We start from the raw sequence: 13,948 nt of genomic DNA, 5'->3' as shown, positions 1-13,948 counted from the left end.
ATCAGCGCGTATCGGCGCTCTTCTGTGATGTGCCCGCCGGGACGATGTGGACCACCCGATAGTCGTTCTCCCTCAGATACCGTAGAAACGCCGGCATCATTGCGGCCGTGCGCGCCTTGTTGTCGTGGAAGAGGATGATGCCCTTTCCGCTCGCGGCCAGACGCTCGGTGACGAGCTTCAATTGCTGCTCCGGCGTCAACTCCTCCCAGTCGCTGGCCCATAAATCGGCCCCGAACACAATGATGCCGCGCGACTGGAGCAGGTCGAGCTGCGCTTGGGTCGACTCGAAATAGGGAAAGCGGAAGAACGGCGTCGAGGGTGTCGTCGTCGAGACTCCGTGTAGCGCCATTTCGTCTGCGGCAATGCCCCGATCGATGTCGGCCATGGCCTTCTCGAACGGAATACGCCCCATGAACGGATGCGAGTAGGAGTGATGCCCGACGGTGTGGCCCTCGCGGGCGATGCGCTTGACCATGTCCGGGTGCTCGGAGGCGTGCTGGCCGATCAGGAAAAAGGTCGCGCGCACGCATTCCTGTGCCAGCGCCGCCAGCACTTTCGACGTCGTCGGCGGGTTCGGCCCGTCGTCGAAGGTCAGCACGACCTCGCGATCGGCCAGCGGCAGCGTCTGCGGAAAGCTCTTCAGGCCCACGCGCGGATAGGTCTTGGGATCGACGCTGAAGACGCGCGAGGTGCCGAGCGCGTCCTTGCGCGGGCACTCGGCGGCCTCCGTCTCGGCGGCGCCGATGACGGTCGCGGCATTGCCGATGACGGTTGCGACAAGCGCGCCCGCCATGGTCGAGGTCCACCTTAGTCGCAGCATCTTTGCCATTGCGCTCGGCTTTGCCTTGTGGGTATTGCCTGAAGCCTCAGCTCACACCACCGGTTCCAACCTGTCAAACGGCGAGGCGCGCCATGGATGAACATCTGGACGTTGCCCCATCGGCTGCGGATTCGGTACTCGACCACGTGCCGATGCGCAATGAAGACGGCGATATCAGGCACGAATTCGTCGAGGAGGTCGCCCGTGCGATCGAGGCCGGGGACAGCGCGGCGCTGCGTGCCTGCGTCGCGGAGCTGCACGAGGCCGATCTCGGCGATCTGATCGGCGCCCTCGAGCCCGACGACCGCGTCCGCCTGGTCGAGCTCACCGGCCGCGATTTCGATTTCTCGGCGCTGAACGAGGTCGATGAGACCGTCCGCGAGGAGATCCTCGAGGAGCTGCCGCCGGAGACGGTCGCCGAGGGCGTCCGTGAGCTCGAATCCGACGATGCGGTCGAGCTCTTGGAAACCCTCGGTGCCGAGGAGCAGGAAGAGATTCTGGAGAAGCTGCCGCTCAAGGAGCGCGTCGCGCTCGAGCGCAGCCTGCTGTACCCGGAGAACTCCGCCGGCCGCCGCATGCAGACCGAGTTCATCGCCGTGCCCCAGGATTTCACGGTCGGCCAGGCGATCGACTACATGCGCGAGACGCCGGATCTGCCCGACCGCTTCTACGAGATCTACGTCGTCGACAAGGAACAGCACTGGCAGGGCGCGGTGCCGCTCGACGTGCTCCTGCGCACGCGCCGGCCGGTGGCGCTGACCGAGCTCACCGACGAGGACCGCCGCCGCGTCTCCGTCCTGGAGGACCAGGAAGAGGTGGCGCGCATGTTCGGCAAATACAATCTCGTCGCCGCGCCCGTGCTCGACACCCAGGATCGCCTCGTCGGCGTCATCACCGTCGACGACGTCGTCGACGTCATCGAGGAGGAGGCGGACGAGGACCTCAAGGCGCTCGGCGGTGTCACCAGCGACGAAGAGCTGTCGGACACGTTCCTCACCATCGCCCGCGGCCGCTTCAACTGGCTGCTGGTGAACCTCGCCACCGCGTTCCTGGCGTCCTCCGTGCTCGGCCTGTTCGAGGGCCAGCTGGAGAAGATGGTCGCGCTCGCGGTGCTGGCGCCGATCGTGGCGAGCCAGGGCGGCAATGCCGCGACCCAGACCATGACGGTGGCGGTGCGGGCGCTGGCGACGCGCGAGCTCGGTTCCTCCAACGCCTGGCGCGTGGTGATGCGCGAGGCCCTGGTGGGCCTCGTCAACGGCCTCGCCTTCGCCGTGATCACCGGCATCGCCGCGGTGGCCTGGTTCAAGATCCCGGGCCTCGGCATCGTCATCGGGCTCGCCATCGTCTGCAACCTCGTGGCCGGCGCGCTCGGCGGCATCCTGATCCCGATGGCGCTGGATCGCGTGCGGGCCGACCCGGCGGTGGCGTCGGGCACGTTCGTGACCACCGTGACCGACGTCGTCGGCTTCTTCTCCTTCCTCGGGATTGCGACGCTCTGGTTCGGGTTGAAGTAGGTCTCACCCCATCGTCATTCCGGGGCGCCACTTGGCGCGAACCCGGAATCCATTTGTCCGCGTCGACGCTGCACAATAGATTCCGGGCTCGGGCTTCGCGCGCCCCGGAATGACGACAACCGTCTTTAATCCGACTTTAAGCGACCTGCCGCATCATCGCCTTTGCTTGGGGGAATGGGCATGCGGTTGCGGCTGAAGGCGGACGGACGGATCGTCGAATTGCGGAATGGGCAGGAATTTCCGGTCCAGCCGCTTTCGGTTCAGCCGACGGCCAATGCCGCCCCGGCTGACAGCGGCCCGCTCGCGGTGCGCGATCTGCGCCGGCGCGCCTGCCTGACCCAGATGGAGTTCGCCGCCAGGCTCGGCGTTCCCGTCGAGACCATCCGCAACTGGGAGCAGGGCAAGCGCGCCCCGCGCGGCCCGGCCCGCGCACTGCTCACGGTGATCGCGCATGCCCCCGACACGGTGTTCCAGGCGCTCGCCAAGACCTGACGCCAAGACCTGACGCCAAGACCTGACGCCAAGGCCTGACGCCAAGGCCTGACGCCGAGGCCTGACGCACAACCTCCCGTTAGGCCTGCATCGAATATTCTGCCTGGCTGCCGCGGCTTCCGTTGGCAGCATCATCGACCGGGTCCATAATGACGTCTGGGGCTGTCGCAACGGAAGAGATTCCTCATGCTGTTCGTCGAGGGCAATGGCGCAAGGATTCCGGCGATCGGTCTCGGAACCTGGGAGCTGAGCGGAAGGCCGGCCGCGCGCGTGGTCGAGCAGGCGCTACGGTTCGGCTATCGCCATATCGACACCGCGCAGGTCTACGACAATGAGCGCGAGGTCGGCGACGGCTTGCGCGCCTCCGGCGTGCGCCGCGACGACGTATTCCTCACCACCAAGGTCTGGACCAACCATTTCGCACCCCATGATCTCGAACGCTCGGTGAAGGAGAGCCTCGCTCGTATGCGGCTTCCCTCGGTCGATCTGTTGTTGCTGCACTGGCCCAATTCTCATGTGCCGCTCGCGGAGACGCTGGGCGCGCTGTCGCATGCAAAGACGATGGGCCTGACCCGCCACATCGGCGTCTCCAATTTCACCGTGGCACTGATCGAGCAGGCGGTCGCGCTGTCGGCGGAGCCGCTGGTCTGCAACCAGGTCGAGTATCACCCCTATCTCGATCAGGCGAAGGTGAGGGCAGCCTGCGACCAGCATGGCCTTGCCCTCGTCGCCTACAGCCCGATCGCCAAGGGCCGCATCAAGTCCGACCAGACGCTGGCCGAGATCGGTCGCGTCCACCGCAAGACGGCGGCGCAGGTCTGCCTGCGCTGGCTGGTGCAGCAGAATGTCGCTGCGATCCCGCGCACCTCGCGCATCGAGCGCCTGTCGGAGAACATCGAGATCTTCGATTTCGAGCTGTCGGAAGACGAGATGGACCGGATCGCCGCGCTCGCCAATCCGAAGGGACGCCTGACCGACTTTGGCTTCGCCCCGAAATGGGATTGAGAGGGACCCGGGGTATGCTAGGACCGCGGCGGCAACCCAAGATCGGTCGATGGAACTGGGGAAGATCATACGGACGGACATTGCCGCCTCGGCAATCGCCCATCTGACGCTGGTGGCGCTGATCATCGTGATCAGCGAGGTCCGTCCGTTTCATAGCCAGCCGCCCGAAACCGTCGCGGTCGACATCGTCACGCCGGAGCAGGTGAAGCAGGAGGAAACCAAGGCCGAGGAGAAGAAGGAAGAGGCGAAGCCGCCAGAGCCGCTCCCCGATCTGAAGCTGCCGAAGCCGGATATCACCGACAAGGCGGAAGCATCGAAGCCTGCGGCCAGGCCGCAGGCGGCAGCACCATCGCCATCACAGCAGGCCTCGCCCGAGCCGCAGCAGAAGCAGCCGCAGGCCTCGAAGGAGCGTGAGGCCAACGCGCAGCCGCCGCCGCAGGCCGCGCCGCCGCCGGCCTATCAGACGCCGCAACCGGACGTCACCATCAAGTACGGGGTCATGCTGGGCTTGCCGCCCGAATTGCCGGTCGAGCCGAAAGGCGCCAAGGACGACGGCGGGGATGCCAACGATTCAATCGCTGCGAAGCTTCCGCCCGAGGTCATCGCGGAGCTTCGCCGTCACTTGCGCGGCTGCGCCAAGCTGCCGCCCGGCGTCGCACCGACCGACAACGTTCATGTCAAGCTGCGCACCGTGTTCGCCACCGACGGCACGCTGGCGCGCGAGCCCATCCTGATCGAGGCGCCGCCGTCCGCCAAGGGCGTGGCCATCGTCAAGTCCGCAACGAGCGCGCTGCAGAACTGCCAACCCTACAAGATGTTGCCGGCCAATCTGTACGGGGAATGGAAGGTGCTGGATCTGCCGTTCAGCCCGAAGGATTTCGGCGGATAGCGCGTCGTCGTGTAGTCGTGTAGCCCGGATGGAGCAAAGCGTAATCCGGGGCTGCTCGCCCGGCAGCTCGAATTGTCCCGGATTACGCTCGCGCTCCATCCGGGCTACGAGAGCAGGGTGTTTCGCTTCTCTGTCAACCTGCCCGCTCTAAAATATTCCGCTTTACCGAAATTCGGAAATGACGTATGTGTCGCCCAACCCGGCTCAATCTCGAGGGGCGACCATGAGGTCGTCATTGTCGCGAGCCGGGCTTGCGGTGGACGCGGCAGCGTCGTGTACGAGAGCTGAGGGCAGGGCGGATTGCTCTCCGTGAGCCCCGAGGCTTCGTACGGACGAGCGGCGCTGTCAGGTTCGTCGCGCCGGCATTTCGATGGCAACGTGCACAACGCCGTCGAACCCTGCGGCGCCAACGAACCGCGCGTACGGCAAAACCGTGTGGTCCTGGCCGTCGTTGCTACGGTCAAGCTCTGGCGAATGCGGCCCTCGCGTCAACCGGCGCGGTGCCGGTGACTTTCGCGGGAGTGAGGGAGGCCAAAGGGAACTCGGCTCCCGGGAGAGCGCGGCATAAGCCGTCCGACCATCGCGCAGGGAAGGCCGTGTGTTGGGCTTCACCTGTATGCTGCTGTGCGGTTCTTCCTGCGTGTGCTCTAGCGCAGCGGACCGCGGGTGCCGCCGGCACCCGGCCTTCCCTGCGCCCTCTTGGCTATGAGGGCGGCGAGACGAAGCAAAGCTCGGGCGAAGCAGCCGCGAGATCGCGAAGGCCTGTCTGTGATCTGATCTCGTGCCCCGGACGCAGCGCAGCGTCCCCCCGGCGATGCGAAGCATCGTCCGGTTCGACGATGCGCTGCAGAGCCGGGGCCCATGCCTCCGAGCAATCCGTGTGGCGCTGGGTCCCGGCTCTGCGCCGCAACGCTTCACGCGTTGCAGCTTGTCCGGGACACGTGGCTCAATGCCCTCGCTTCCTCCCCTCACCACCATCCACCGCCCCGGTGCCATCGCGGCCCAGGCGCTGGACGCGAACTGCCGCCGCCAGGTCACGACCACGACCGCTGCCGTGGTCACGAACAGCACCCAGGGGCTGACGAACCAGCCGAGATAGCCGAGCGCGAAGAAGAAGGCACGCTGGCCGCGGTTGAAGTGGCGGCCGGCGGATTCGAACAGGCGCGAGGTGCGGATGACGTGGGCTTCGGCCTCGGGGGTGTCGCGCTGTGAGGCTGGCGGCATACCGCCGAACAGGATCGCGACATAGTTGAACAGGCGATAGGCCCAGGCGAATTTGAAGAAGGCGTAGACGCAAATCAGCACGAGGCCGACGCATTTCAGCTCCCACAAAGCGGGCGAGCAACGATTGATTGGCGGCAGGCGATGGCGCTAAAAGCGGCTGCAACTGCAGGACTCAACGAAGGACCAGTGACATGGCTGCGCTGAAACTCGCGATCGGCAACAAGAACTACTCGTCATGGTCGATGCGGCCCTGGCTCGCGCTCCGCGCCAACGACATCCCGTTCGTGGAGACGCTGATCCCGCTCTACACCGACGATCCCGCCGACAAGGCGCAGATCCTGTCCTTCAGCCGCGCCGGCAAGGTGCCCGTGCTGGTCGACGGCGACGTCACCGTGTGGGATTCGCTTGCCATCATCGAGTACGTCGCCGAGCGCTATCCGGAAGCGAAGCTCTGGCCTGACGACGTCGCCGCGCGCGCGCATGCCAGGTCGGTATGCGCCGAAATGCATTCCGGCTTTGTGGCGCTGCGCAACGAATGCGGCATGAACCTGCACCGGCCGATCCGCGCCGTGGCGCTGTCGGCGGATGCCAAGGCGAACATCGCGCGCATCGAGGAGATCTGGCGCGAGTGCCGCACCCGCTATGGCGCACAGGGACCGTTCCTGTTCGGCCGCTTCGGTGCGGCGGACGCCATGTATGCCCCCGTCGTGCACCGCTTCCGCACCTATGCGATCGAGGTGGCGCCGGACACCAGGGCCTACATGGAGACCATGATGGCGCTGCCGGCGTTCCAGGAATGGACCCGGGATGGACTGGCCGAAACGCTCGTCATCGCCAAGTTCGAGGACGCCTGAGCGGCAGTCCGACCGGCGCCGGCCGGAGGCGGGGACGCCAGCCGATCGGGAGGAGGGTGCGACAGGCCTGCGACAGGTCGGCGGAATAAGCAGCTCCGCCGGTACCATCGCCCCACCGGCTGTCCCGTTATCATCCTGAAATAACTGCAAAAATTGTGCGCGGGCCATGCCGGCATGGCGCTGGCCAAAAGCATCGGACGCGTGCTATACAGCCGCCCGGGTTTCCGGCCGGCCCTCGCAGTGGGACACTGGGCGAGGCGGGCGCTGTTTGAGTAATGGAGAGGGTGTTGAAGCACAAATTCCCCGTGGGAACGCGCGTCCTATTCACGGCCAGCAATGTCGCGCGTCCGGCTGCGAGCGGCGCGTATGAGGTCATCCGTCTGCTCCCGACCGAAGGCGACGACTGCCAGTATCGGATCAAAAGCTCGACCGAAGCCTTCGAGCGCGTCGCCAAGGAAAGCCAGCTCGCGCTCTCCTGAAGGCCGACGCCGTCAGTGCATAGGCGCCTCCCGGGAATTGTACTCTGCCGCCGTCAAAAGGCCCGCTTCACCTTCACAAGGGTGGGCGGGGCAGTTGCCGACTCGCGGTGCTCGCTTGACCATCCGCTCTTTGCTCGCGTGAGGGGACGTCGCGCATGAACTGGGCATGGGCCACTTCGCTCGACCAAATCTGGCTCTCGCCGGCCTTCCCGATTTGGATGACGCTGGCGGCTGCCGGATTCTTCGGATTGATTCTGCTGATCACGCTGTTGCGCGCCGACAGATCGGTCGCGAACGGCGCGCTGACCGTCATTACCCTGCTATCCATCGCGATCGCCGGCGCAGCCACGGTGCGTCTCTATGGACCGGACGCGCCGTCCGCTCCGGCCGAGGCGCGCGCGCAGGCTGTGGTGAGCGCGAGTCTGCCTGCGCTGTCCTGTCTCGACGATCTCGCCGGCGATGCCGTTGGCGCCGGCTGCGAGAAGGCCCTGTTCGGCGCGCCTGACGCTGCGGCCGCGGCGGTCTCCTACACCGCCGCCAGGATCGACCGCCTGACCGCGCTCGGCGATGTCGCCACGGCGGAGAAGAGCCTGACCCTCGACATGAAGGTGCTGCGCAAGTCGCTCGAGCGAGATCGTTACGGTCTCGTTGCACATGTGCTGGTGGCGCGTGACGGCTGCACGCAGTTCGATTGCGCCGCGTTCCGCTCGCTGACCGACCAGCAGCAGGTTGCCGCCAACATGGACTCCCATCTCTACGAGACCCTGGTCGCGCGCTATGCGCCGACCTGGAACGCGCCCGCAGCAGCCGCAGCGGCGATGCCCGCCAACGCCGCGCTCGCCGGACTGCCGCCGTCAATGCCGACGGGCAGGCCGACCAATGCCGAGTTCCCGAGCGCGTCCTCGACGCCGCCGGTGAGCATCATGAATCCGGAGCCCACGGCGGCGACGCGCCAGGCCGCGCCGGCCGCAAATGCGGTGGCAGCACCGCGTGCGCCGGCCGCGGCCTCCGCACAGGCCGCAGCGCCTCCGGCATCGAGCCCGCCGGCTGCGAAGAAGCCGCCGCCCCAAAAGGCTGCGCGTGCGCCTGCGGCGCCGGTTCCGCTCGCGCCGCCGCCGGCCTCGACCGCCGCTCCCGCGCCTGCGGATAACGAGTAGATCGGCATTCCAAATGCTGGGTTGCCCGGCTAATGCTTGGGCATGCCACTCCATCTGATCAAGCTCGCCGTCGGCTGCGACTCCGTCAAGGAATTGAAGGAGTGGGTGGCCGAACGGATGCAGACCGCCAAGAAGAAGGGTCTGCCGCAACATCACATCCACATCACGCGCATGGTGCCCAAGCGCGACGCCGAGATCCTCGCCGGCGGCTCGCTCTACTGGGTGATCAAGGGCGAGATCGCCGCGCGGGAAAAGATCATCGGCATCGAGCCGTTCCGCGACAAGGACGGCATCGGGCGCTGCCGGATCGTGATGCAGCCGAAAGTGATCTCGGTCTCGCCGCGGCCGATGCGCCCGTTCCAGGGCTGGCGCTATCTGACCGACGATTCCGTGCCGGCCGATCTCGGCAAGTCAGCGGCCGGCTCGATTGCGGCGATGCCGGAGCCGATGCGGCGCGAGCTGCGTGACCTCGGACTGCTCTAAACAGCCATATTGTCGATCAGCCGGGTGGTGCCGAGCTTGGCTGCGACCAGGATCCGCAAGGGGCCGTCCTTGCGCGAGGTGACCGGTGTCAGCGTCTCGGCATGGCGGACCTCGTAATAGTCGAGCACCAAGCCGGCCGCCTTGACCATGTCCGCACCGCCGGCCATCGCCGGTGCGATCGAATCGCCGGCACGGATGCGCCCGGCGCTCTCTCTCATGGCGCGGTAGAGGACAATGGCGGTCTGGCGCTCCTCGGGCGAGAGGTAGACGTTGCGCGAGGACATCGCGAGTCCGTCGCGCTCGCGCACGGTGCGGGAGCCGATCACCTTGACACCGAGGTCGAGGTCGCGCGCCATCTGCGTCACCACGCGCAATTGCTGGAAATCCTTTTCGCCGAAGATCGCGACATCCGGCCGGACTTGCGTGAACAGCTTGCCGACGACCGTGGCGACACCGCCGAAGAAGTGCGGGCGGAAGCGGTCCTCGAGGCCGGCGAGCGCCGGCCCCTCCGGCGCGATGCGGGTGGCAAACCCCTCCGGATACATGGCCGCGACCCTCGGGTGCCAGACGATATCGACGTCCTCGGCCGCGAGCTTGGCGATGTCGGCCTTCCAGGTGCGCGGATAGGCGCCGAAATCCTCGGTCGGAGCGAACTGGGTCGGGTTGACGAAGATCGACACCACGACGCGGCTGGCGCGCCGCTTGGCGAGGCGAACCAGCGACACATGCCCGTCATGGAGGGCCCCCATGGTCGGGACCAGTGCGATCGTGGCCTTTCGCTTGCGGAGATTGTCGACGGCGCGTCGCAGGGCGGGGACCGTGCGGGCGATCAATGGGCTTGCTGACATTGGGACTCGACGATTGGGAAGCGGCGCAGGTGCGGGCGTCGCGCCCGGCGGCTAACCTTAACAAGCGGAGATCGTGGACGCCATGCATCCGGATGCGGCACAGCATCCCGCGCAAGGCGGCGTAGAACGTCGCGACATTGTGGGCTGGATCACAGACGAAAGACGGCGCCGCGACACATCGTGAGAACGGCGCGTTGCAATTTGCATTTCCTGTCACGCATTTCACTTGACCGCTGACGCGGTCAACTCGAAGATATTCGCAAGGGGTGTTGAGGATCGCCATGCTTGTGCAGGCTAGCCAAGGCCAATCCGGCTCGGCGCACGTGGTCGTGCTCGGCAACGAGAAGGGCGGCTCCGGCAAATCGACCACGGCCTTGCACATCGCCGTTGCACTTCTGAAGGCCGGCCAGCGCGTCGCCACCATCGACCTCGATTGTCGCCAGCAGAGCTTCACGCGCTACATCGGCAACCGGTCCGCCTGGGCGCAACGTACCAAGCTCGACCTCGAGCTGCCGGTGCATCGCTGCATCAAGCTCGGCGAGACCATGCAGATTGCCGAGAACGAGAATTCCGAGTTCCAGCAGTTCATGGAAGCCGTCTCCGCGGTCGAGAGCAGCTTCGACTTCATCGTCATCGATACGCCCGGCACCGACAGCTATCTGATGCGGCTCGCGCATTCGATGGCCGACACCCTGGTCACGCCGATCAACGACAGCTTCCTCGATTTCGACGTGCTCGGCACCGTCGATCCCGCGACTTACGCAGTGACGGGCGAGAGCCACTACGCCGAGATGGTTCGTGACGTCAGGCGCAAGCGACGCCAGCTCGACGGCGCAACCACAGACTGGATCGTCGTGCGCAACCGCCTTTCCATGCTCGGCTCGCGCAACAAGCAGCTCGTCGCCGAGGGCCTGAAGGATCTGTCGCTGCGGCTCGGCTTCCGCTACGTCGACGGCTTCGCCGAGCGCGTCGTGTACCGCGAATTCTTCCCACGCGGCCTGACCGCCCTGGACGATATCGACGAGGCCACGCTCGGCATGCGGCCCAATCTCGGCCATCTCACTGCGCGGGAGGAGGTGACGAGCCTGCTCCGCCAGCTCAAGCTCCCGCTCGACGAGCGCGGCCGCCGCCGCGCGGCCAACCGGGCCGAGTGGTTCAGCCAGGTCGACAAGCCGCTCGAGGTCCACGATATCCTCGGCGCCTGACCTCGCGGTATAGCGCTACTCCCGGCCGATCCGGGCCTTCGGCTGGCGCGGGAACCGGGACTGCGCCGCGCGCGTTTTCACCCTGCGCGAGTCGAACCCGATCAAGACCGGTTGCGTCGAATAGGGACCTGCACCCTCACGTAGCGGTATGAGAATGGGGTGCTCACCGAACGAGTGCAACGCACAATGAAAGGGCTGCCGATTCACAACATTTAGCCTTCCTGTCACGCTGCTGTGACATATATTAGGGAATAGGCGACAAGGGGACGAAGAGCCCCGGAGAACACGATTTTCAACAGGGATTCAGGCCGCTTAGGCCTGAGGCTGAGGACGAAAATGAAGCGTGGAATTGCCGTTCTGGTTTCGGTCAGTGCCCTCTGCGGCATCGCCTATTTCACGGCGAGCAAGTGGGCGATCAAGCACGAGACCATCACATTCTACGATGCCTCGCGCGATAACCGTCCGGTGCCTGTTTCCATCGCGGTGCGCCGCGACAAGGAAATGCAGGCCAATGCCGGCATGATCAAGCTGCCCGTCGCGGTGATCAATCACGGCAACACCGTCAAGAACACCGAATACGGCTTCCTCGCCAACATCTTCGCTGCGCGCGGCTACATGGTCATGAGCCCGCAGCACGATCTGCCGACTGATCCTCCGATGGTCACCAAGCCCGGCGAGCTCTATGTCGGCCGGCTGCCGCAGATCCTGCGCGGCGTCGCCAACATCCATCTCGCCGTGCACGAGATGAAGAAGGTTCAGCCCAACGCCGATTACGACAAGGTTACGATGGTCGGCCATTCCATGGGCGGCGACATCACCATGTACTTCGCCAAGCAGTATCCGGATGAGGTCAAGAAGGTCGTCACCCTCGACAATCTGCGCGTGCCCTTCGTTACCGCGGGCAAGTTCAAGATCCTGTCGTTCCGCTCCCAGGATCCGCAGTTCAAGGCCGACGCCGGCGTGATTCCAACCGACGAGGAATGCGAGCAGGCAGGCATTCAGGTCGTGAAGACCGAGTTCCAGCACAACGACATGCGCGATACCGGTCCGGATGTGGCGAAAAGCTCGATCCAGAGCATGCTCGACAAGTTCCTGAGCGCGACCGACAGCGAGATCGCACCGGTCGACACGCAGTCCGCCCCGCCCAAGATCCTGGAGCCGGGCCCGGTCGCCCTGATGGCTCCTGCCAAGAGCTGACGTCCAAGAGCTTACCGAGCTGACGTCGTCGCAAGGCTGCACCAATTGGCAAAGCCTCCGCCGGCGCCCGCCTGCGGAGGCTTTGCGCATTGACCGGGCCGCATGCGCTGACCACATTAGCTGTTGACGCAAGGTGTAGCTGCGATGTCGGGCGAACCCATCAAACCGCGCGGCCGCGATGCCGTCTCGGCGCGAGCAGACGGCGTGCTGCCGCAAGCGCAAACCTCGACCTCGGAAGACATCGCCGCGTTCGTTGCCAAGGCGCGGACCCTCTCGCCGCATGCCCCGGGCGCAAGGGGGCGGCTGATCTTCGCGCTGGATGCGACCATGAGCCGGCAGCCGACCTGGGACTTGGCCTGCGCGCTCCAGGCCGACATGTTTCGCGAGACCGCAGCGCTCGGCAGTCTCGACATCCGGCTGGTCTATTATCGCGGCCTCAACGAGTGCCGAGCCACGGCTTGGATTTCCGACAGCGCCAGGCTGGCGACGCTGATGAGCAAGATCGATTGCCGCGGCGGCGATACCCAGATCGGCAAGGTCCTGAGCGAGGCCAGGCGCGAGGCAGTCGCATCCGGCGTGCGGGCCGTGGTCTTCGTCGGCGATGCCATGGAGGAAGACAGCGACGAGCTCTGCGCCAAGGCCGGCGAGCTCGGCATGCTCAAGGTGCCCGTATTCGTCTTTCAGGAGGGCCATGACGCGGTCGCCGAACAGGCCTTCCGCGAGATGGCGCGGCTGACTGGCGGTGCCTGGTGCCGGTTCGATCCCGGTGCGGCAGCGCAGCTGCGCGAGCTGTTGCGGGCAGCTGCGGCCTATGCCGCGGGTGGACGTGAGGCGCTGTTGAAGCTGGCTGGAAGCGTGAGTGGCGCGGCGAAGCTGATCAGCCAGATGAAATAGGGCCCGGTCGGTGCGGCTTGCGGCGCTGGGCGCCATGCTTTTTGACAACAGCACGACTATATTCCGGCCATGACCCTGATCGCCGGCGCTGTCGCCGTTATCACGCTGTACCTGCTGCTCCAGATGTTCCGCTCCGCCAATCCAGCGGTGCTGGCGCGCACCCTCAAGTTCGGCGGCGGCGTGCTGGCGCTGGTGGTTGCGGCCTTCACCGGCTTGCGCGGCGAGCTGGCGGTTGCGATCCCGCTCGGAATTTTCGGCGCGGGCCTGCTCGGCTGGACACCACTCGCGAATGCCGGCTTCGGCAATGTCGGCGGGCTGTTCGGCGGCGGTGCGACGCGCCCGTCCGGGCAGGCCTCGCGGGTGCGCTCGCAATTCCTGGACATGCGGCTCGACCACGATTCCGGCCAGCTTTCTGGCCAGATCGTTGCGGGGCCTCATGCCGGGCGCAATCTCGACGAATTCGATCTCGCCGGCTTGCTCGCGATGGTCCCGACGTTCGACGCCGAGAGCGTGGCCCTACTTGAAAGCTATCTGGACCGCCGGTTTCCCGCTTGGCGTCAGAACGCGCAGGGCGATACGGCAGGGCGGCAGCGCCGCACGGCGGCGAGCAGCAAAATGACGGCGGAGGAAGCCTATCAGATCCTTGGCTTGCAGCCGGGAGCGGGGCGCGACGACATCAGCCGGGCCCACAAATCCCTGATGAAGAAACTCCATCCCGACCAGGGGGGCTCGACGTATCTCGCTGCCCGGGTAAACGAGGCCAAGGATACTCTGCTTCGCACGCATAACGGCTAACTCCGGCACCAACGCTACAAACGCCCGTACCGCGTGAGCTCCGTTTGCTCTGTCTGCCGTCGCCCGCCCTTGTCGGCGTGGTCGATCCCCTT

The 13,948-nt window shown here is 65.9% G+C and carries 14 protein-coding genes and 1 pseudogene; 12 read left to right on the top strand and 3 right to left on the bottom strand.

Annotated features, from left to right (window positions below; translation table 11 throughout):
* Position 1: 1 nt before the first annotated feature.
* Positions 2-829 (bottom strand): polysaccharide deacetylase family protein, encoded by an 828-nt coding sequence (locus I6F12_RS18965; RefSeq protein WP_081494628.1) that lies wholly within the window; start codon positions 827-829, stop codon positions 2-4.
* An 83-nt stretch (positions 830-912) separates the two neighbouring features.
* On the opposite strand from I6F12_RS18965, the gene mgtE reads away from it, so the two are divergent.
* From mgtE to I6F12_RS18945, 4 genes are all read left to right on the top strand, one after another.
* Positions 913-2,334 (top strand): magnesium transporter, encoded by a 1,422-nt coding sequence (gene mgtE, locus I6F12_RS18960; protein ID WP_036025625.1) that lies wholly within the window; start codon positions 913-915, stop codon positions 2,332-2,334.
* Between the two features lie 174 nt (positions 2,335-2,508).
* A complete protein-coding gene (locus I6F12_RS18955; RefSeq protein WP_225156990.1) occupies positions 2,509-2,826 on the top strand; it encodes a helix-turn-helix domain-containing protein in 318 nt (105 codons plus the stop codon).
* Between the two features lie 186 nt (positions 2,827-3,012).
* A complete protein-coding gene (locus I6F12_RS18950) occupies positions 3,013-3,831 on the top strand; it encodes an aldo/keto reductase (protein ID WP_225156989.1) in 819 nt (272 codons plus the stop codon).
* A 49-nt stretch (positions 3,832-3,880) separates the two neighbouring features.
* Positions 3,881-4,720 (top strand): hypothetical protein, encoded by an 840-nt coding sequence (locus I6F12_RS18945; protein WP_225156988.1) that lies wholly within the window; start codon positions 3,881-3,883, stop codon positions 4,718-4,720.
* A gap of 946 nt (positions 4,721-5,666) precedes the next feature.
* Here the strand turns inward: I6F12_RS18945 and I6F12_RS18940 are convergent.
* A pseudogene (locus I6F12_RS18940) lies at positions 5,667-6,061 on the bottom strand (DUF599 domain-containing protein); the annotation flags it as partial.
* 74 nt (positions 6,062-6,135) lie between these two features.
* Here I6F12_RS18940 and I6F12_RS18935 point away from each other — a divergent pair.
* The 4 genes from I6F12_RS18935 to I6F12_RS18920 all read left to right on the top strand — a co-directional run bounded on the left by I6F12_RS18935 (position 6,136) and on the right by I6F12_RS18920 (position 8,917).
* Positions 6,136-6,798, top strand: a complete 663-nt coding sequence (locus I6F12_RS18935; protein ID WP_036025622.1) for a glutathione S-transferase family protein — start codon at positions 6,136-6,138, stop codon at positions 6,796-6,798.
* Between the two features lie 275 nt (positions 6,799-7,073).
* On the top strand, positions 7,074-7,277 hold the full coding sequence (locus tag I6F12_RS18930) for a hypothetical protein (RefSeq protein ID WP_085969273.1): 204 nt from the start codon (positions 7,074-7,076) through the stop codon (positions 7,275-7,277).
* Positions 7,278-7,432: 155 nt separating this feature from the next.
* On the top strand, positions 7,433-8,434 hold the full coding sequence (locus I6F12_RS18925) for a hypothetical protein (RefSeq protein WP_225156987.1): 1,002 nt from the start codon (positions 7,433-7,435) through the stop codon (positions 8,432-8,434).
* A gap of 42 nt (positions 8,435-8,476) precedes the next feature.
* Entirely contained in the window at positions 8,477-8,917 is a 441-nt protein-coding gene (locus I6F12_RS18920; protein ID WP_036015220.1) for a DUF1489 domain-containing protein, read from the top strand.
* On the opposite strand, the gene panC is transcribed toward I6F12_RS18920, so the two are convergent.
* Complete coding sequence (panC, locus tag I6F12_RS18915; protein WP_225156986.1) at positions 8,914-9,765, bottom strand: pantoate--beta-alanine ligase; 852 nt, start codon at positions 9,763-9,765, stop codon at positions 8,914-8,916. The two genes, I6F12_RS18920 and panC, sit on opposite strands and share 4 nt — an antisense overlap.
* A gap of 281 nt (positions 9,766-10,046) precedes the next feature.
* On the opposite strand from panC, the gene I6F12_RS18910 reads away from it, so the two are divergent.
* The 4 genes from I6F12_RS18910 to I6F12_RS18895 all read left to right on the top strand — a co-directional run bounded on the left by I6F12_RS18910 (position 10,047) and on the right by I6F12_RS18895 (position 13,856).
* Positions 10,047-10,970 (top strand): division plane positioning ATPase MipZ, encoded by a 924-nt coding sequence (locus I6F12_RS18910; protein WP_036015216.1) that lies wholly within the window; start codon positions 10,047-10,049, stop codon positions 10,968-10,970.
* Between the two features lie 336 nt (positions 10,971-11,306).
* Positions 11,307-12,167, top strand: a complete 861-nt coding sequence (locus I6F12_RS18905; RefSeq protein ID WP_036015213.1) for an alpha/beta fold hydrolase — start codon at positions 11,307-11,309, stop codon at positions 12,165-12,167.
* Between the two features lie 144 nt (positions 12,168-12,311).
* Positions 12,312-13,061 (top strand): hypothetical protein, encoded by a 750-nt coding sequence (locus I6F12_RS18900; RefSeq protein WP_109143483.1) that lies wholly within the window; start codon positions 12,312-12,314, stop codon positions 13,059-13,061.
* Positions 13,062-13,130: 69 nt separating this feature from the next.
* Positions 13,131-13,856: a DnaJ domain-containing protein gene (locus I6F12_RS18895; protein WP_109143484.1), complete on the top strand. Its 726-nt coding sequence runs from the start codon at positions 13,131-13,133 to the stop codon at positions 13,854-13,856.
* The last annotated feature ends 92 nt before the right edge of the window (positions 13,857-13,948 follow it).

The sequence above is a fragment of the Bradyrhizobium sp. IC4059 genome, from assembly GCF_020193615.1.
GTDB classification, from domain to species: domain Bacteria; phylum Pseudomonadota; class Alphaproteobacteria; order Rhizobiales; family Xanthobacteraceae; genus Bradyrhizobium; species Bradyrhizobium yuanmingense.
This window is presented reverse-complemented; position numbering and strand designations above follow the sequence as displayed.

Bases quoted from the DNA above. Each gene is read 5' to 3' on its own strand.
- I6F12_RS18930 (WP_085969273.1), top strand. From the start codon at position 7,074: ATGGAGAGGGTGTTGAAGCACAAATTCCCCGTGGGAACGCGCGTCCTA.
- I6F12_RS18925 (WP_225156987.1), top strand. From the start codon at position 7,433: ATGAACTGGGCATGGGCCACTTCGCTCGACCAAATCTGGCTCTCGCCG.
- I6F12_RS18900 (WP_109143483.1), top strand. From the start codon at position 12,312: ATGTCGGGCGAACCCATCAAACCGCGCGGCCGCGATGCCGTCTCGGCG.
- I6F12_RS18910 (WP_036015216.1), top strand. From the start codon at position 10,047: ATGCTTGTGCAGGCTAGCCAAGGCCAATCCGGCTCGGCGCACGTGGTC.
- I6F12_RS18935 (WP_036025622.1), top strand. From the start codon at position 6,136: ATGGCTGCGCTGAAACTCGCGATCGGCAACAAGAACTACTCGTCATGG.
- mgtE (WP_036025625.1), top strand. From the start codon at position 913: ATGGATGAACATCTGGACGTTGCCCCATCGGCTGCGGATTCGGTACTC.
- I6F12_RS18955 (WP_225156990.1), top strand. From the start codon at position 2,509: ATGGGCATGCGGTTGCGGCTGAAGGCGGACGGACGGATCGTCGAATTG.
- I6F12_RS18945 (WP_225156988.1), top strand. From the start codon at position 3,881: ATGGAACTGGGGAAGATCATACGGACGGACATTGCCGCCTCGGCAATC.
- I6F12_RS18950 (WP_225156989.1), top strand. From the start codon at position 3,013: ATGCTGTTCGTCGAGGGCAATGGCGCAAGGATTCCGGCGATCGGTCTC.
- I6F12_RS18895 (WP_109143484.1), top strand. From the start codon at position 13,131: ATGACCCTGATCGCCGGCGCTGTCGCCGTTATCACGCTGTACCTGCTG.
- I6F12_RS18905 (WP_036015213.1), top strand. From the start codon at position 11,307: ATGAAGCGTGGAATTGCCGTTCTGGTTTCGGTCAGTGCCCTCTGCGGC.
- I6F12_RS18920 (WP_036015220.1), top strand. From the start codon at position 8,477: ATGCCACTCCATCTGATCAAGCTCGCCGTCGGCTGCGACTCCGTCAAG.
- I6F12_RS18965 (WP_081494628.1), bottom strand. From the start codon at position 829: ATGGCAAAGATGCTGCGACTAAGGTGGACCTCGACCATGGCGGGCGCG.
- panC (WP_225156986.1), bottom strand. From the start codon at position 9,765: ATGTCAGCAAGCCCATTGATCGCCCGCACGGTCCCCGCCCTGCGACGC.